15 protein-coding genes and 1 pseudogene are annotated in these 17,943 nt (G+C 67.7%); 7 read left to right on the top strand and 9 right to left on the bottom strand.

The window, feature by feature from the left end:
- From MD221_RS15195 to MD221_RS15215, 5 genes are all read left to right on the top strand, one after another.
- The coding region (locus MD221_RS15195; protein WP_277928920.1) for an RHS repeat domain-containing protein at positions 1-835 on the top strand (835 nt) is incomplete at its 5' end.
- 11 nt (positions 836-846) lie between these two features.
- Positions 847-1,362 carry a hypothetical protein gene (locus tag MD221_RS15200; protein WP_242112757.1) on the top strand — a complete coding sequence of 172 codons (516 nt, stop codon included), beginning with the start codon at positions 847-849 and terminating at the stop codon, positions 1,360-1,362.
- A gap of 197 nt (positions 1,363-1,559) precedes the next feature.
- Positions 1,560-2,168 (top strand): GTP cyclohydrolase I FolE, encoded by a 609-nt coding sequence (folE, locus tag MD221_RS15205; RefSeq protein WP_242112758.1) that lies wholly within the window; start codon positions 1,560-1,562, stop codon positions 2,166-2,168.
- Between the two features lie 105 nt (positions 2,169-2,273).
- Positions 2,274-3,545, top strand: coding sequence for a TCR/Tet family MFS transporter (locus MD221_RS15210; protein WP_242112760.1), 1,272 nt, complete (start codon positions 2,274-2,276; stop codon positions 3,543-3,545).
- Between the two features lie 96 nt (positions 3,546-3,641).
- On the top strand, positions 3,642-3,872 hold the full coding sequence (locus MD221_RS15215) for a hypothetical protein (RefSeq protein ID WP_242112761.1): 231 nt from the start codon (positions 3,642-3,644) through the stop codon (positions 3,870-3,872).
- Positions 3,873-3,962: 90 nt separating this feature from the next.
- On the opposite strand, the gene MD221_RS15220 is transcribed toward MD221_RS15215, so the two are convergent.
- From MD221_RS15220 to MD221_RS15245, 6 genes are all read right to left on the bottom strand, one after another.
- Positions 3,963-4,274 carry a hypothetical protein gene (locus MD221_RS15220; protein ID WP_242112762.1) on the bottom strand — a complete coding sequence of 104 codons (312 nt, stop codon included), beginning with the start codon at positions 4,272-4,274 and terminating at the stop codon, positions 3,963-3,965.
- 167 nt (positions 4,275-4,441) lie between these two features.
- Entirely contained in the window at positions 4,442-4,876 is a 435-nt protein-coding gene (locus MD221_RS15225; protein ID WP_242112763.1) for a barstar family protein, read from the bottom strand.
- Complete coding sequence (locus MD221_RS15230; RefSeq protein ID WP_242112764.1) at positions 4,873-5,304, bottom strand: guanyl-specific ribonuclease; 432 nt, start codon at positions 5,302-5,304, stop codon at positions 4,873-4,875. Before MD221_RS15230 ends, MD221_RS15225 begins: the two co-directional genes overlap by 4 nt.
- Before the next feature lie 43 nt (positions 5,305-5,347).
- Positions 5,348-5,695 carry an I78 family peptidase inhibitor gene (locus tag MD221_RS15235; protein WP_242112765.1) on the bottom strand — a complete coding sequence of 116 codons (348 nt, stop codon included), beginning with the start codon at positions 5,693-5,695 and terminating at the stop codon, positions 5,348-5,350.
- An 82-nt stretch (positions 5,696-5,777) separates the two neighbouring features.
- Positions 5,778-6,653, bottom strand: a complete 876-nt coding sequence (locus tag MD221_RS15240) for a hypothetical protein (RefSeq protein ID WP_242112766.1) — start codon at positions 6,651-6,653, stop codon at positions 5,778-5,780.
- Positions 6,654-6,766: 113 nt separating this feature from the next.
- Entirely contained in the window at positions 6,767-8,236 is a 1,470-nt protein-coding gene (locus MD221_RS15245) for an MFS transporter (RefSeq protein ID WP_242112768.1), read from the bottom strand.
- 178 nt (positions 8,237-8,414) lie between these two features.
- Between MD221_RS15245 and MD221_RS15250 the strand changes: the two genes are divergently transcribed.
- The gene (locus MD221_RS15250) at positions 8,415-10,352 is read left to right on the top strand and encodes a M61 family metallopeptidase (protein WP_242112770.1); all 1,938 of its coding nucleotides are present in this window, start codon (positions 8,415-8,417) and stop codon (positions 10,350-10,352) included.
- A 23-nt stretch (positions 10,353-10,375) separates the two neighbouring features.
- Positions 10,376-11,549, top strand: a pseudogene (locus MD221_RS15260) (acyltransferase family protein).
- A 19-nt stretch (positions 11,550-11,568) separates the two neighbouring features.
- Here MD221_RS15260 and MD221_RS15265 read toward each other — a convergent pair.
- The 3 genes from MD221_RS15265 to MD221_RS15275 form a co-directional block, all read right to left on the bottom strand.
- Positions 11,569-15,300: an indolepyruvate ferredoxin oxidoreductase family protein gene (locus tag MD221_RS15265; RefSeq protein ID WP_242112774.1), complete on the bottom strand. Its 3,732-nt coding sequence runs from the start codon at positions 15,298-15,300 to the stop codon at positions 11,569-11,571.
- A 223-nt stretch (positions 15,301-15,523) separates the two neighbouring features.
- Positions 15,524-16,177, bottom strand: a complete 654-nt coding sequence (locus MD221_RS15270; RefSeq protein WP_242112775.1) for an ankyrin repeat domain-containing protein — start codon at positions 16,175-16,177, stop codon at positions 15,524-15,526.
- Positions 16,178-16,412: 235 nt separating this feature from the next.
- Complete coding sequence (locus MD221_RS15275; RefSeq protein WP_242112776.1) at positions 16,413-17,885, bottom strand: Tle-like phospholipase domain-containing protein; 1,473 nt, start codon at positions 17,883-17,885, stop codon at positions 16,413-16,415.
- Positions 17,886-17,943 lie beyond the last annotated feature (58 nt).

The raw sequence follows: 17,943 nt of genomic DNA on the forward strand, positions 1-17,943 counted from the left end.
GGGCATGGTGCGCAACAACATCGTGCGCTACATCCACGCCGACCACCTGGGCCGGCCGGAGATCGTGACCGATGGCACAAAAGCGATCGTCTGGAAGGCGACCAACGGGGCGTTCGACCGGACGGTGGCGGTTGATGCGATTGGCGGGTTGAACGTCGGGTTCCCGGGGCAGTACTACGACCAGGAGAGTGGGCTCTGGTACAACATCAATCGGTATTACGACTCGAATGCGGGCAAATACTTGCAGGTGGATCCGATTGGATTAAACGGGGGGCTGAATCCTTACATGTATGCCGGAGGAAATCCGGTCAGTTTGGTCGACCCATGGGGGATGTTTGAGGTTATTAGTAGATTTCAAGAAATAGCGGGGGAATCATTTTCTGACAGACTAAAAAGAAGAAGAGAATTTATGGCGTCGGATGCCCATAAGTATGAAGAACGGCTTCGTGGAATGGGCAGGTATATGCAAGAATTAATCGACAAGAAATGTAAAAAAGACAAAGACTATATACAGCCGATTTTCGATAAATGGAAAGTAAAGCTAGACGCGACGGTAGGAAGTGCCCGTCCAGATAGAAGTGATTTGGCCATAAATGTATATGAAACGCATACAACCACCTTTAAACAAGGCGCACTTGAAAGCGATTTATTTTTTGTGGGCGGCCACGAATTGAGGCACAATTTTGTGGAAAATCAAAATTTATATTTGTCTGAAAAGGGCGCTTATTTGCGAGCCCTTATCTCAGGACAAGACACAACAAAGTTTCCGGGTGAAATCGATGCGGATGCATGGTCAAATAGATTTTTTAAAACTCGCTGCGGATGCGCAAACTGATGAAAATACTAATGAAATCCACAACCCTGCTGGTGTGTGTTGCTCTATTGCTATTGGTCGCGTTCACTGCAACTGCGAGTGATTCGTTGTATCGATATGGCGACCCAGTATTTCCTCAAAAGAATATCTCAATAGATGTGGGGAATAAATTATTTCTTATTGCCGATGTTGCAGAAAAAATCGAATTGTGCAAAGAGCACGAAGAATATTTTTGTGCGAAATCAAAAGTGTTTTATTTTTCCGTGCCAAATAATGATGAGGTGGAGGTGGTTGGAAAATCTTGGGTGTTCGATGGACATCGGTATACAGTAGATTCTGTCGACGAATATAGTATTTGGGGAAACAAGAAAAAATTATCTATGATTCGCGAAGACAATAAAAAGATTGGAATGATGTATTTATATTCGAGACATTATGGATTAATTGGAGTTGGTCTTGTGGATCCTGAAAAGCGCACATACAAAACCTTTCTCTTGGAGGGCGCTTGTGGGTTTGCGGCTTCAAAAGATTGCGCAGAGGTGCCTTAAGGCGTAACACGGTAAGAAGCAGAATTTTTGATTGCGTCAAGGGGCTGTTGATGGAAATATTGAAGCAACGAGCTTGTAGCTTGGTAGGCAGTGCTGCTTGTTTGAGACAATATTCCCGATACCTGTCCCCTATACTCCGCCGCGCCGAGGTCCATGAGTATGATGGCAGGCCCTGTCATCATCGTAAGGCGCTATTCATGGCAAATCCCCCCGACGAACGCAACGGCATCGGCCGCCAGCAGGCCGAGGAGGCGGTCCGCACGCTGCTGCGCTGGGCCGGGGACGATCCGGCGCGGGAAGGCCTGTTGGATACGCCCAAGCGGGTGGCCGACGCCTACGGCGACTGGTTCAGCGGCTACGGGGACGATCCGCGCGAATACCTGGCGCGCACCTTCGAGGAGGTGGCCGGCTACGACGAGATGATCGTGCTGCGCGACATCTCCTTCGAGAGCCACTGCGAGCACCACATGGCGCCGATCATCGGGCGGGCGCACGTGGGCTACCTGCCCGACGGCAAGGTGGTGGGGATCAGCAAGCTGGCGCGGGTGGTGGAGACCTACGCGCGGCGCTTCCAGGTGCAGGAGAAGATGACGGCGCAGATCGCGCAGTGCATCCAGGACGTGCTGCATCCGCTCGGGGTCGGGGTGGTGGTGGAGGCCTCGCACGAGTGCATGACCACGCGCGGCATCCACAAGCGCGGGGTGAGCATGGTGACCTCGAAGATGCTCGGCTCCTTCCGCGAGGACGCGCGCACGCGCGCGGAGTTCCTGCGCTTCCTGCGCGGCCGCGAGGCGATGGAGGGCTGAGCGGGGGCCGCGCCTGGGTTCGGTTTTGGCCGACTCGGTCTCGCTCGCTGAGACGGCGCCCGCGCTAGACTACGCGCCGCCTCCCGGGAACCGCCGAGCCCCGCCGTGACCGCCACACCGCCAGCGTCGGGCGCGCGCCGCGCCGCCCTCGTCTTCATCTTCGTCACCGTCCTGATCGACATCCTGGCCTTCGGGCTGATCATTCCGGTGCTGCCGCGCCTGGTGAAGCAGTTCGCCCACGGCGACATCATCAGCGCGCTGCACTGGACCGGGGTGTTCGGGCTGATGTTCTCGCTGATCCAGTTCCTGAGCGCGCCGATCCAGGGCGCGCTGTCGGACCGCTTCGGGCGCCGCCCGGTGATCCTGCTGTCCTGCCTGGGGCTGGGCATCGATTTCATCTTCATGGCGCTGGCCAATTCGATGCCGTGGCTGTTCGTGGGCCGGGTGATCTCGGCCGTGACCTCGGCCAGCTTCACCACCGCCAACGCCTACATCGCCGACGTCACGCCGCCGGACAAGCGCGCGCAGGCGTTCGGGATGATCGGCGCGGCCTTCGGCCTGGGCTTCATCGTCGGCCCGGTGATGGGCGGCTGGCTGGGGCATTTCGACCTGCGCTGGCCGTTCTGGGGCGCGGCGTTGCTGGCGCTGTGCAATTTCGTCTACGGCTGGTTCGTGCTGCCGGAGTCGCTGAAGCCCGAACACCGCTCGCCGAGCTTCGACTGGAAGCACGCCAACCCGTTCGGCTCGCTGCAGCTGCTGCGCGGCTACCCGCAGATCTGGGGGCTGGTGGCGGTGGTGTTCCTGATCAACATGGCGCACTACGTGTATCCGAGCGTGTTCGTGCTGTTCGCCGACTACCGCTTCAACTGGGGGCCGGAGAAGGTTGGCAGCGTGATGGCGTTCGTGGGCATCTGCGGGGTGGTCGTGCAGGCGGTGCTGGTGAAGCACGCGGTCGCCAGCTGGGGCGAGCGGCGCGCCTTGCTGGTGGGGCTGTCGGCGGGGGTGATCGGATTCACGATCTACGGCTGGGCGCCAACCGGCCTGCTGTTCCTGATCGGCGTGCCGATCATGGCGTTCTGGGGCTTCGCGATGCCGGCCACGCAGGCGCTGGTGACGCGGCAGGTGGCGGCGAACGTGCAGGGCCGCGTCCAGGGTGCGCTGGCCAGCCTGGCGAGCCTGGCCGGCATTTTGGCGCCGGTGTTCTACACCAACGTCTTCGCCTGGTTCATCGAACCGACGACGCCGGTGCATCTGCCGGGGGCACCGTTCTGGGCGGCGGCGCTGATGATGGTGGCCGCGATCGGGGTCGCATGGCGCTTCGCGCGCGCGCGCGGGACGGCGGCGCCGTCCGTCGATCCGGACCCGGATCCCGCCTGAGCGCCCCGGAACGGATCCATCCGGGCAAGGCGTCGCGCGCAAAGCCGGCCGATCGGGTGCAGAATCCCGGCATCGCCGCTTCGAAGAGGAATCGTGATGCGCCATGCCTTCGCTCTGTTGATCGCGCTCGCCGCCGCCGGATGCGGCACGGTGCAGTACGAGGACACCAACGCGGCGGTCGACGCCAATCCCCTGTGCACCAGCCAGCCGGACCGGCCCGGCGAACCGGTCTCGCGCAATTGCGAGCGCCGGGCCACGGGCACCTGGAAGAGCGGGAGCGAGGAGAGCAAGCCGCTGGACTTGAGCGGCACGAAGAAAGACGACTGACGCCGCCCGCGCGGCAGGCCGCAAAAGAAAAACCCATCTCCCCGGAGAGGGAGATGGGCCAAGAGCCGAAACCCTGGAGAGAGGTTTGGATCAGGTCTTCGGCGGTGCCGTCGAATCGGCCGGTGCGTTCGGATCGCTCGCCGGCGGGGTGGTGCCGTCGGCCGGCGGCGGCGTGGTGGAGTCCGCGGGCGGCATGGTGGAATCGGCAGGCGGTGTCGTGGAGTCCGCCGGCGGCGTGCCGGTGTCGGCAGGCGGCGCGGTATCGGTGGCGGGCGCGGACGAGTCGGCCGGCGGCGGAGAATCCGGCGACGGCGTCTCGCTGGGCTTGGGCGAACAGGCCGACAGGGTCAGTGCCGAGATCAGCGTGCCCGCGGCGGCCAGCGGCAACAGGATGCCTTTCATGTGCGTTGTCTCCTCGTCGTGCGTAATTGCGACGCCACGATTCTCGCGGGATGCATGTAGCAGAAGCGTTAGTTTTCACGTACGAAAACGTGTGCTGCGCCGATCCGCGTCGCAATCGCGACGTTCGTGCGTCTCGTCGTACGCGAACGTTCAGGCTTGCGGCATTCTCACTGCGTGTCCGGCAGCGATTCGGCGGACATCGGAATCACGGCCCAGAACGGCACGTTGGCCTCGGCCCAGCCGGCGGCGACGTTGTTGAGGATATCGAGCAGGATGGCGAAGGCCTCGGGATCGGCGCCGCGCCAGGCGGCGATGTGGTCGAGCAGCAGCACGTAGCCGCTGGCGGGCCACCACGACAGGTCGCCCAGGCAATCCTCGAGCGCATCCCAGTTGGCGCCGAACCAGTCGGGAAAGCGCAGCGCCTGCGCGAAGCGGTCGAGGATCTCGTCCTTGTCCGAGCAGCCGGCGCAGTCGATGGCGGCCACGGCGAAGTCCAGCGCCAGCGCGGCTTCCTCCAGCGTCTCGCGGTCGCGCACGTCGACGAAGTAGGCGCCGCTCTGCGCCGGATCCGAGAGCAGGGCGCCGAGCTCGAGCGCGCTCACGGCGTCGTCTCCGCATCGAAGCGGCGGAAGCTGCGGTAATGATCGTCGCTGTAGAAGAATTCGCGGGGCGGGTCGCCGCCGGCGACGATGCGCCGCGCGCCGCGGTCGCGCGATCCGGGCGTGCGCACGGTGTACTCGCGGTAATAGCCGCGCGGCTGCGCGGGCAGGCGGCCTTCCCGGTTCTGGAAGGTGCTGCCGTCCTGGCGATGCGGGAACGGGCCGCCGCGCTCGATCAGCCGCAGCGTGTCGCGTGCTTCCTCCGGCAGCCAGGCCGGGGCCTGCACCTCTGCGTCGGCGGGCAGGGTCCGTTGCTGCGCGGAATCGTCGGCGCCCGTGCCGGATGCCGGCAACGCCGATTCGGGCGCGCGCTGCGACCAGGCCCAGAGCGCGATCAGCGCGACCACCGCGATCAGCCAGTATCGACGCATCGTTATTCCCCGCTGGCCGTGTCGCGTGCGCGCAGGCGCCGGATCAGCCGCAGCCGATCCTGGCGATCCTGCCTTGCGCGTCGAGCTCGATGTTCAGGCGGTCGCTGCGGAAATCCATGGTCACCGCGTCGCCGGGCTTGATCACGCGCACGTTCTTGGCGCCGGTGGCGCCGCGCACGGCATCGAGGTTGGCGTCGCTGGCGGCCTGGCCGACATAGGACTGCGCGGCGGCGGCGTTGCAGTCGGCGGGCATGGGGTCGACGGGGGTTTCGGGGGTCGATCCCGCTGCGGGCGGAGTCGAGGCCGCGGCGTCCTGCGCGCCGGCGGGATCGTGCGCGCAGGCGGACAGCGACAAGACCACGGAGAGGACGAGCAACGCGCGCATGGGCATGGGGATGTCCTCGAAACAGGGAAGCGACAGCGTGCCGCGCCCCGCGTGTCAAAAGCGTTAAAGCGCGACCCCGGAACGCGCCTCAACCCACCGCCGCGCGCTTGGCCGCCGGCAGCGCGGCGCGGATCATGGCGTTGTAGCCGGTGGCGAGCGTGCCGAAGCCGCTTTCGGTGGGATGGATCTCGTCGTACCAGAAGCCGGGGTCGTCGGCGTCGGCCACGCCGCTGAAGTCGGCGTAGGAGAACAGCCCCGGGAACTCGCGCTTGGCCGGCGCCAGCACGCGGTCGCGGAAACCGCGCACCAGCAGCAGCCCGGCGAAGCGCCGGGCTTCGGCCTTGCTGCCGAGCACCGCCTTCATCGGCGGCCACAGCCAGGGACCGACGTTGCCGATCAGCGGCGCGGCCAGGCCCAGGTTCTTGATGCTGGTGCGGCCCGGCTCGCCGATGCGCTGCAGGCGCGCGTAGCCGTGGCCGACCACGCGGAAGGCGCCGCCGACCGTGCGCATCGCCGAGAGCAGGATGCGGTAGCGCTCGAGGATGTCCTCGAACGTGCCGGCCGCGAGCAGGCGCGCGAAGGCGTCCTCGGCGGACATGCGCCCTGCCTCGGCGAACAGCCTGGCCAGCGGCGCGATGCCGTCGTTGCCGCCGATGCTCAGGCACAGCAGGTCGAACTCGCGCGATTTCAGGCGCTCGGCGTAGTTGCGGCATTGCGCCGGCGTGCACATCCTGGCGGCCGTCAGGCCCGGTCCGCCCAGGCGCAGCGAGAGGCCGTCGATGCGCGCGAAGCTGTTCCAGTACAGGTTCTTGTACAGCGGCGTGCTGAACCAGGAATCGCCCCAGTAGGCGATCGCCGGACGGGTGCGCAGGTAGTCGCGCCAGACGCGGCGGTTGCGGCTGCTCGGCGTGCCGGAGGCGGCGCGGACCTGGTCCCAGTTGTCGTAGATGCGCTTGAGCTGCATGGCGGCCTCCCGCTGCGGGAACGACGGTGCGTCCGGGCCGTGACTATGTCACGCCGGCGGCGCAGGGAACGAGACCGGATGGCGGGTTCGGCCGCGTCCCAGCCGGCCGCGCCTCAGTCGCGGCGCTCCTCGTCCAGCACCAGGGACAGCGGCGCGGCCACCGTTTCCAGCGAGCGGCGCTCGGCCGCCACGCCCCAGAACGCCTGCACCAGTCCCGCGCCGACCATCAGCGCGGCGCCGATCAGGTAGCCGATGAAGACGTTGTCGCGGCTGGCGGTCTCGATGAGCTCGCCGAACAGCAGCGGGCCGCTGATGCCGCCGAGCGCGGTGCCGAAGGCGAAGAACACCGCGATCGCCAGGGCGCGGATTTCCAGCGGGAAGGTTTCGGCGACGGTGAGATAGGCGGAGCTGGCGGCGGCGGAGGCGAAGAAGAAGATCACCATCCAGGCGATGGTCTGCTGGGTGGCGTCGAGCACGTTCTGCTGGAACAGGTAGCCCGAGACGGTGAGCAGCACGCCGGCCATGATGTAGGTGAAGGAGATCATGATGCGGCGGCCGAGGCGGTCGAACAGGGGACCGAGCAGCAGGGGGCCGCAGAAGTTGCCGAGCGCGAAGGGCAGGATGTACCAGGGCACCTTGTCAGAAGGCACGCGATAGAAGTCGGTCAGCACCAAGGCGTAGCTGAAGAAGATCGCGTTGTAGAAAAACGCCTGCGAGGTCAGCAGCGCCATGCCCACCAGCGAGCGGCGGCGGTGGCGCTGCAGCAGCACCTGGATGACCTCGAGCAGGGAGGTGTGGCGGCGACTGCGCAGGCGAAGGTGCATCTCGGGCGGTACCGGTGCCAGCCGATGGCCCGCGCGTTCGAAGCGCCGCTCGATGTTCTCCACAATGTCGCGCGCCTGATCGCGGTGGCCATGGATGATCAGCCATCGCGGGCTCTCGGGAATCCACCAGCGCATCAACAGAATCACCAGGCCGAGCACGGCTCCGATGCCGAAGCACAAGCGCCAGCCCAGCTCGCCGCCCACGATGTCCGGATTGAGCATGTAGATGGCGCCCACCGCGCCAATGGCGGCGCCGACCCAGAACGTGCCGTTGATGGCCAGATCGACCCAGCCGCGGTAGCGCGGCGGGGTGAATTCCTGGACGGTGGAATTGATCGCCGAATATTCGCCGCCGATGCCCGCGCCGGTGAAGAAGCGAAACAGCAGGAAACTCCACAGGTTCCACGAGAACGCGGTGGCGGCGGTGGCAACGATGTAGACGGCAAGCGTGATGAAGAACAGCTTGCGTCGCCCGATGCGATCGGCCAGCCAGCCGAAGAACAGCGCGCCCAGCACCGCGCCGGCGATGTAGACGGCGCCTGCCAGAGTGATGTCCGAGCTGCTCAGGCGCAGCACCGGGCTTTCCTTCAGCGCGCCGGCCACGGCACCGGCGAGCGTCACTTCCAGCCCGTCGAGCAGCCAGGTGATGCCGAGCGCGAGGACCAGCAGGGTATGGAAGCGCCCCCAGGGCAGACGGTCGAGGCGGGCCGTGAGATCGGTGTCGAAGACCTGCGGCTCGACGTTGGCGGTGGCGGTCATGAAGCGCGGCGTACCCGGAGCGTGCGGAAGGGGCAGGGTAGCGTGCCGGCCCCGGCGGGGCATGCTGCCCGGCAACATCGGGCGCCGCGCGGGGCGCCGGGCATGCCCAATGGCAGGGGGGCAGGCGATGGCGCTTGGCTACGATACGGGGTTCGTCGTCTTACGCAGGAGATCCGCGATGCCGCGCCAGCCGTCCGATCGTCGCTCGCCGATGCGCGTCCCCTCGCTGCGCGCCGCCGCGTGCCTGGTGCTCGCCTTCGCCGCCGTTCCGGCCGCGCACGCGCAGCGCAACGCCATGCCGGCCGACACGCCGTATCCGGGCACCATCGCGCTGGAGGTGGACGCCACCGACCTCTCGCACCGCATCTTCCGCGCCAAGCAGCGCATCCCGGTCAAGCCCGGCCCGCTGACGCTGCTGTATCCGCAGTGGCTGCCCGGCCGCCATGCCGGTTACGGTTCGGTGGACAAGTTCGCCGGCCTGACCATCACCGGCAACGGGCAGCGCCTGGCGTGGAAGCGCGATCCGCTCGACGTGTACGCCTTCAATCTGGACGTTCCGCAGGGCGTGAGCGAGATCGAGGTCTCCGCGCAGTACCTCTCGCCCACCGACCGCGAGCAGGGACGCGTGGTGATGACGCCGACCATGCTCAACCTGCAGTGGAACATGGTGGCGCTGTATCCGGCCGGGCACGCCGCGGACAAGGTCACCTTCGTCGCGACGCTGAAGGTGCCCCAGGGCTGGCAGCCGTTCACCGCGCTCGACGTCGATTCGCGCGCCGGCGACACCGTGCGCTACAAGCCCGTGGATTTCGACACCCTGGTCGATTCGCCGGTGTATGCCGGCCGCTACGCCAAGACCATCGACCTGGACCCCGGCGCCAAGGCGCCGGTGCGGCTGAACGTGATCGCCGACGACCCGCGCTATCTCGAAGCCAAGCCCGAGCACGTGGCTCAGCACCGTAACCTGATCAAGCAGGCCTACAAGCTGTTCGACTCGCACCACTACGACCATTACGACTTCCTGTTCTCGCTGTCCGGGCAGATGTCCGGCAACGGCCTGGAGCACCACCGCTCCAGCGAGAACGGCATGGGCGTGGACTACTTCAAGGACTGGGATCCGAAGGTCGGCACCGACGACCTGCTCGCGCACGAATTCACCCATTCCTGGAACGGCAAGTTCCGCCGTCCGGCGGGCCTGCTCACGCCCAATTTCAACGTGCCCATGCAGGACGACCTGCTGTGGGTGTACGAAGGCCAGACCCAGTACTGGGGCAACGTGCTCACCGCGCGCGCCGGGCTGCGCACCCAGGAGCAGTCGCGCGACGAGCTGGCGATGGTGGCGGCGCTGTACAGCGAGAACCGTCCGGGCCTGGCCTGGCGCAACGTGCAGGACACCACCAACGATCCGATCATCGCCCAGCGCCGCACCAAGCCCTACCGCGGCTGGCAGATGAGCGAGGACTACTACCAGGCCGGCCAGCTGATCTGGCTCGACGTCGATGCGCGCCTGCGCGCCAGGAGCGGCGGCAAGAAGTCGCTGGACGATTTCGCGCGCGCCTTCTTCGGCGTCGAGGACGGCAGCTGGGTCGCCAAGCCCTACGTCTTCGACGACGTGGTCGCCGCCTTGAACGCGCTGGTCGCCGACGACTGGGCCGGCTTCCTGCGCCAGCGGCTGGACGGCAGCGGCCCGCTGACCGGCGGCCTGGAAGCCAGCGGCTGGCGGCTGGTCTATACCGAGACGCCGAGCGCGATCGCCAAGGCGAACGAGAAGAATCCGCTGACCGGCGGCAGCGACTTCCTGTATTCGATCGGTTTTCGCGTCAACAAGGACGGCAGGCTCGGCGAGGTGCGCTGGGACAGCCCCGCGTTCAACGCCGGGCTGGGCGTGGGCATGAGCCTGCTGGCGGTGGACGAGCGCGGCTACAGCAAGGAGAACCTCGAGGACGCGATCAAGGCGGCCAAGAGCGGCGGCGCGCCGATCCGGCTGCTGGTCAAGGACTTCGACCGCTATCGCACGGTGTCGGTCGACTACCGCGGCGGCCTGCGCTACCCGCACCTGGAGCGCGTCGAGGGCACGCCCGATCACCTGAGCGCGATCTTCGCGCCGAGGAAGTAGGCGCCGCCCGCACGAAACCGCGCATGCGGCCCGCCCTCGCCAGGGAAGGTGAACCGGCCTCGCGCAATGCCGGCATCGACGCCCTGCGCGGCGTCTCGATCCTGCTGGTGGTGCTCCACCACCTCGCCCTGCGCATCCCGCTGCGCGAGACCGCGCTGATTGAGGTGCTGCCCAGGCGCCTGCTCGACGCGCTCGGCTACAACGGCTACGAGGCGGTGTTCGTGTTCTTCGTGATCTCCGGCTTCCTGATCGCGCTGCATTCGCTGCAGCGCTGGGGCCGGCTGTCGGCCGTCGACGCGCGCGCCTTCTACCTGCGCCGCGCGCATCCTGCCCTGCCTGCTGCTGTTGCTGGCCGTGCTCTCGGCGATGCACCTGGCCAGCGTGCCCGACTACGTGATCGACAAGCCGACGCAGTCGCTGGGCGGCGCGCTGCTGTCCGCGCTCGGCCTGACGCTGAACTGGTACGAAGGTCGCACCGGCTGGCTGCCCGGCGGCTGGGACGTGCTCTGGTCGCTGTCGATCGAGGAAGTGTTCTATCTCGGCTTCCCGCTCGCCTGCCTGCTGCTGCGCGACGCGCGCTGGCTGGCGCTCGCGTTGGCGGCGCTGGCCTTGTCGCTGCCGGCCACGCGCGCGGCGCTGGCGGACAACGAGATCTGGCGGGAGAAGGCCTACCTGCCCGGCATGGCAGCCATCGCCACCGGCGTGCTGGCGGCGATGGCGGTGCGGCGCTGGCGCGCCAGCGCGCGCGAGGCGACCGGGCTGTGCGTGCTGGGCGCGGTCGGCCTGCTCGCGGTGCTCGGCTGGGGCGGGGTGCTGTGGCCGCTGCTGGGCAACGGCACGATGCTGCTGCTCACCGCGTCGGCCGCCTGCCTGGTGACGGGACTGCACTGGCGGCAGTCGCATGGCCTGGCGTCGGCCCCGCGCGGGACGGCCTGGCTGCGCTCGTGCGGACGGCTGAGCTACGAGATCTACCTCACCCACATGTTCGTGGTGTTCGCCATCGTCGGCGCGTTCAAGCTCACCGGCGGCGGGATGCGCGGCGGCTTCTGGTGGTACCTGGCGCTGTTGCCGCTGTGCTGGGGGTTGGGTTGGGCGCTGGCGCGCGGCTTTTCCGAACCCTGCGAGCGCGCGCTGCGCCGGCGTTGGCTGCGGCCTCGGGCGCCGCAGCCTGCCCGGGCCGATCCGGCCTCGCCCTAGCGAGGCCCGCGAACTGCGCTCAGGCCGCCTGCACGATCCGCAGCGGATTGCGCCATTGCGTGAGCAGCTCGGCCTCGCGCGCCTTGGCCTTGTGCAGGTGCGCTTCCTTGACGTGGCCGTAGCCGCGGATGTGCTCGGGAATGCTGGCGATCTCCACGGCCAGGTCGACGTTGCCGCCATCGAGCGCGTCGAGCAGGTCGCCGACGGTGCGTTCGTAGTCGGCGATCAGCTGGCGCTCGCCCTTGCGCTCGGCGGTGTAGCCGAAGATGTCGAGCGCGCCGCCGCGCAGGCCGCGCAGCTTGGCCAGCAGCTTGAAGGCCGTGAACACCCAGGCGCCGTACTCGCGCTTCTGCAGCCGGCCGTCGGCGTCCTTCTTGGCCAGCAGCGGCGGGGCGAGGTGGAAGTGCAGGGTGTAGTCGCCGTCGAACTGCTGCTCGATGCGGCGGCGGAACTCGCCGCTGGTGTACAGGCGCGCCACCTCGTACTCGTCCTTGTAGGCCATCAGCTTGAAGAAGTAGCGGGCCACGGCCTCGGACAGGTCGCTGGAGCCGGGCACCTTGGCGGTCTCGGCGGCGCGGACCCTGGCCACGAAGTCGGTGTAGCGCCTGGCGTAGGCGGCGTTCTGGTAGTCGGTGAGAAAGGCGCGGCGGCGGTCGATGGCCTCCTCCAGCGAACGCGACAGGCGCAGGTCGTCCAGCGGCAGGAAGGCGACGTTGTCGCCGCGGCCCTCGGCCGGCGGCTGCCCCTCCGCCTTGCCGGAGAAATGGCGCAGCTCGTCCTGCGCGCGCGAGGCCTTCGGCGCGGAGGTGGCGCCCCATTCGGTGCTTTCCCACTCGCCTGGCGGCAGCGACTGCAGCGCGCCCGGCGTGCGTTCGGCGGCGGTCGGCGCGTTGCGCACGATGCCGGCGGCCTCGTTGACCGCCTGCGGATCGATGGCGGCCAGGCGGCCCCAGGCGAAGGCGGTCTTGTTCATCTCCACCGCGGCGCCGTTGAGCTCGATCGCGCGCATCAGCGCCTCGAACGAGATCGGCACCAGGCCGCGCTGCCAGGTGAAGCCGAGGATGAAGAGGTTGGCGGCGATGGCATCGCCCATCAGCGCGGTGGCGAGCTGGGTGGCGTCCACCAACAGCGGCTCGTCCCCGCCCAGCGCCTGCTTGACCGCCTGCACGATGTCGGCGGCGGGGAACTGCATGTCCGGACGCGTGGTGAAGGTGCCGGGCATCGCCTCGTAGGTGTTGAGCACCACCTGGCTGCGGCCGGCGCGGATCTTCGACAGCGCCCAGTAGTCGTTGACCACGACCATGTCGCAGCCGAGCACGAGGTCGGCCTCGCCGGCGGCGATGCGCACCGCGTGCAGGTCGGCGGGCGTACGCGCGAAGCGGATGTGGGTGGTGACCGCGCCGCCCTTCTGCGCCAGGCCGGTCTGGTCGAGCACGGTGGAGCCGCGGCCTTCCAGGTGCCCGGCCATGCCGAGCAGGGCGCCGATGGTGACCACGCCCGTGCCGCCGACGCCGGTGATGAGGATGTTCCAGGGCTGCGAGAGATCGGTGGCGAAGCTGGGCGCCGGCAGGTTGGCCAGGCGCTCGGCGGCGCTGATTTTCTTGCCCTTGCGCGGCGCGCCGCCGTGCACGGTGACGAAGCTCGGGCAGAAGCCCTCGACGCAGGAGTAGTCCTTGTTGCAGTTGCTCTGGTCGATCTCGCGCTTGCGGCCGAACTCGGTGTCCTTGGGCAGCACGGAGACGCAGAAGCTCTTCACGCCGCAGTCGCCGCAGCCCTCGCACACCAGCGTGTTGACGAACACGCGCTTGGCCGGGTCGACCATCTTGCCGCGCTTGCGGCGGCGGCGCTTCTCGGTGGCGCAGGTCTGGTCGTAGATCATCACGCTCACGCCCTTCACCTCGCGCAGGCGCTTTTGCGCGGCGTCGAGTTCGCGGCGGTCGAGGAACTCCACGCCCGGCGGGAAGATACCTGCAGAAGCGGGCGCCTTGTCCGACCACTTCTCGATGTCGTCGGAGAGCACGACGATGGTCTGCACGCCCTCGGCGCGCATCTGCTGGGCGATCTGCGGCACCGACAGCGTGCCGTCGACCGGCTGGCCGCCGGTCATCGCGACCGCGTCGTTGTAGAGGATCTTGTAGGTGATGTTGACGCCGGCCGCGATCGACTGGCGGATCGCCAGCGAACCGGAATGGAAGTAGGTGCCGTCGCCGAGGTTCTGGAACACGTGCGGCGTGTCCGTGAAGGCGGCCTGGCCGCACCAGGTGACGCCTTCGCCGCCCATCTGGGTGAAGGTGTCGGTGCTGCGGTCCATCCAGGTGACCATGTAGTGGCAGCCGATGCCGCCGAGCGCGCGGCTGCCCTCGGGCACCTTGGTCGAGGTGTTGTGCGGACAGCCGGAGCAGTAGTGCGGCACGCGCGGGAACTGCGCGCGCGGCAGCGCCAGCTCGCTCTCCTTGGCGTCCATCCAGCGCAGCACATCGCGCATCTGTTCCGAGTCATGGAAGCGCTGGATGCGGCGCGCGATCACGCCGGCGATGCGCGCGGGAGTGAGCTCGTTGGTGGAGGGCAGGATCCATTCGCCGCTCTCGTCGTACTTGCCGACGATGGAGGGGCGGTTGCCGTCGAAGTTGTAGAACAGCTCCTTCATCTGGCTCTCGATGAAGCTGTGCTTCTCCTCCACGACCACGATGTCCTGCAGCCCGCGCGCGAAGTTGCGGATGCCGATCGGCTCCAGCGGCCAGGTCATGCCGACCTTGTAGACGCGGATGCCGAGGTCGGCGCAGGCGCGCGCGTCCAGGCCCAGGTATTCCAGCGCCTGCAGCACGTCGAGGTAGCTCTTGCCGGTGGTGACGATGCCCAGCCGCGCGTTCGGCGAATCGATCACGGTGCGGTCGATGCGGTTGGCGCGGGCGAAGGCCTGCGCGGCCTTCACCGCGTAGCGGTGCAGGCGCATCTCCTGGTCGAGCGGCGGATCGGGCCAGCGGATGTTGAGGCCGCCCGGCGGCATCTCGAAGTCGTCGGGGGTGACGATCTGCAGCGCGAACGGGTTCACGTCCACCGAGGCGGAGGACTCCACCGTCTCGGCGATGGTCTTGAAGCCGACCCAGCGGCCGGTGTAGCGCGACATAGCCCAGCCGATCAGGCCGAGCTCGAGGATGTCCTGCACGCCGGCCGGGTTGAGGATCGGCATCATCGCGCTGGTGAACTCGCCTTCCGAGCCGTGCGGCAGGGTCGAGGAGCGGCAGGCGTGGTCGTCGGCGGCCAGCGCCAGCACGCCGCCGTGGCGCGAGGTGCCGGCGGCGTTGCCGTGCTTGAACACGTCGCCGCAGCGGTCCACGCCCGGCCCCTTGCCGTACCACATGGCGTAGACGCCATCGACCTTGGCGCCCGGAAACAGGTTGGTCTGCTGGGTGCCCCAGACCATGGTGGCGCCGAGGTCCTCGTTGAGGCCGGGCTGGAACTTCACCTGCGCCTGTTCAAGATATTTGCGCGCACGCCACAGCTCCAGGTCGAAGCCGCCCAGCGGCGAGCCGCGATAGCCGGAGATGAAGCCGCCGGTGTTCAGGCCCGCCGCCTGGTCGCGCAGGCGCTGCATCAGCGGCAGACGCACCAGCGCCTGCACGCCGCTGAGGTAGATACGGCCTTCCGTGCGTACGAACTTGTCGTCCAGCGTGTAGTCGGGGTCGACGACGCCATGCGTCAGCAAGGTGTTGGCGGAGGCGGGCGAGGACAGTTCGGCGGTGCTGGTCATGGCGTGGCGACGGCGCCGGAGGGCGCCGCTGGCTGCGGAAAGGCGGCGATTTTACCAGCCGGGCCGCGGCCCACGTTTGGACGATCGAGCAGGCCGGGCGACGGACATGCGAAGGCGGCGGGCGACGCGCGGGGGTGAGGCGTCGGCGGATGCCGGGGCCGCGCCTGGAATCGCTTTCAGCTACGTTGCGCGCAGTCGCCGCCGCCAGCGGCGACAGGCTGGGTCAGCCGGCGTCTTCGACGGGGATGTTGTGCGCGCGCAGCCAGTCCTTGATCGCCTCGCGCTGGCGGCGCGTCTCGCCGTTGAGCACGTTTTCCGGCGTCATGAACAGGTAGCGCTGGAAGTTCGAGCCGCGCGCGTTCTTCAGGTTGGGATTGGCGCCGGCCTCGAGCAGCTTGAGGATGCGCCCGGTCTCGTTGATCTTGGCGGCGACATGGATCGCGGCGTTGCCCTGGCGGTCGACGGCGTCGAGCTGGGCGCCGGACTTCATCAGCAGGTCGGCGTTGCCCGAGCGCTCGGACATCAGCGCCGACATCATCGGCGTCGCCTGGGTCTTGGTATTGGGCGTGTCGGGGCTGATGCCGCGCTTGAGCAGGGTCTCCAGCCAGTAGGGCGTATCGGCCTGCGCGGCCAGGTGCACGGCAGTGTCGCCGTCGCTGTCGCCGCGCGTGGGGTCGGCGCCGGCGGCCAGCAGGGCCTCGAAGCCGGTGCGGCTCTGGTTGAGCATGGCCCATTGCAGCAGCGGCAATCCGTTCTCGCTTTCGGCGTTGGGGTTGGCGCCGGCCGCCACCAGTTCGCGGACCTTGACGGCGTCGCCGTCTTTGGCGGCCTCGGCCAGGCTGGCGGTGGAGGGATCGGTAAAGGGCTTGCTCGACATCGGGCTGGTTCCTGGTCTGGCGCAGGCGCTGCAGGCCAACAGCATAAGCGAGGCCATCAGCGCCACGCGAATGCCGCCGCGCAGCGTCAGCGCCGCGCGGGGGAGGGCGTCGGAGGCGCGGGCGTTCGCGGTGCGGCCCGCCGGCTGTGCATGCGTCATAGGCTTGGAAAGTCGAAGGCCCGGCCGCGGAATGCGGCCGGGCCTGCAGGATAGCGGAACGGGAGTAACGGACCCGTTACCAGTTCCAGGGCATCGCCTTGCTGACCTTGTCGCCGACCCAGCTGGCGCCTTCGGAGATCTTGTTGCCGGTCCAGCTCACGCCCTCGACGATCTTGCCGCCGGTCCACTTGGCGCCGTCGTAGAGGCCCTGCGCGCCGTCGGCGATGCGGTCCACGCCCCATTCGACCACGTCGCCGCCCTTGTCGGTCAGCCACTCGATGCCCTTGCCCAGGCCGTCGGTACCCTTGGCGAACAGGTTGCCGGTGCCCTCGACCAGGCCGGCGACGAAGTTGGCCGGGGTTTCCAGGAGGCTGCCCTTGCCCAGGTCGCGGATGAGCTGGCCGCCGCCGTCGGTGATGTTCTGCACCGTGTCGCCGGTCAGCGACAGCCCGTTGGAGACGGTCTTGCCGGCCAGGTTCAGGGTGCCGTCGGCCACATCGCCGACCACGCTGACCGTGCCGTCGACGTACCGGCCTTCGCTGTAGTTGCTCTGGACGGTGTCCTTGATCTCGCCCGCGGTGTCCTTCACCGTGGTGACGGTGTCGGTGATGTTGCTGCGCACGTTCTGGGCGACGTTGCCCCACTGGTTGAAGATCATCTCGCCGGCGTTCTGCACGGTGTTGAACACCAGGCCGTGCTCCTTGGGCTCGTACGGCGTCTGCGTGCGCACGGCCTCGACGTAGACGTCGCCGTCGTCGCCGCTGCCGCCGTGGGTGCCGACCACCGGGGTGGTGCCCGGCGGCGGCGTGAGGCGCAGCTCGTGGCCGACGGCGTTGGGCGGCGAGCCGATCGGCAGGATCGGGATGAGCGGCAGGTCCTGCTGCGCCAGGGTCAGCGGATCGGTGTTGACCACGTAGCGGCGGACTTGGCCACTGTCGGCGAGCTGGTCGCGCACCGCGTTCGGATTCATGCCCAGGCTGCGCAGGCTGTCGTTGCTCACGCCGGCGGCATTGAAGGTGACCGCGCTGGCATTCACCGAGAGGGCCGCGAACGAGGCCAGTCCGCCGCCGAGCGAGTGCCCGGCGAAGGCGACGTTGCCCTTGCCGAACTCGTCGGTGGCTTCCTTGGCCAGCGCCATCGCCTGGTTGTACTGCTTGGTCTCCAGGCCGAAGGCCTGGCCGGCGTCGGCGCGCAGGTCGCCCATTTCCTTCGGATCGGTGCCGGCGTAGGCGACGACGTACTGGCCTTCGGCGTTCTGGTAGATGGCCGCGCGGAAGCCGCTCTTGCTGTCCTCCAGCATCTTCGGATCGATGTTGATCCGGTTGCCTTGCGCGTCGACCAGATGGTCCGGGTTGTCGCCCGGCGGCACCTGCAGGCGGTTCCAGCCCGCTTCCTTGAGTTCGGCTTCGGACTTGGTCTCGGTCTTGCCGGTCTTGGGATCGGGGATGTCGTAGACATCGTTGGCCATCTGCGCGAACTGCAGATCGGTTTTCTGCTGCGGATCGGTGCCGGCGACCTTGCCGCTGAACGTGCCGTCGCCCTTGGGCACCGGTTCCGGCGGCGGAGGGGGTGGCGGGGGCGGAGGCGGGGGCGGCGGAGGCGGCGGT

It is taken from the genome of Luteimonas aquatica (assembly GCF_022662575.1).
Taxonomy (GTDB): Bacteria; Pseudomonadota; Gammaproteobacteria; order Xanthomonadales; family Xanthomonadaceae; genus Luteimonas; species Luteimonas aquatica.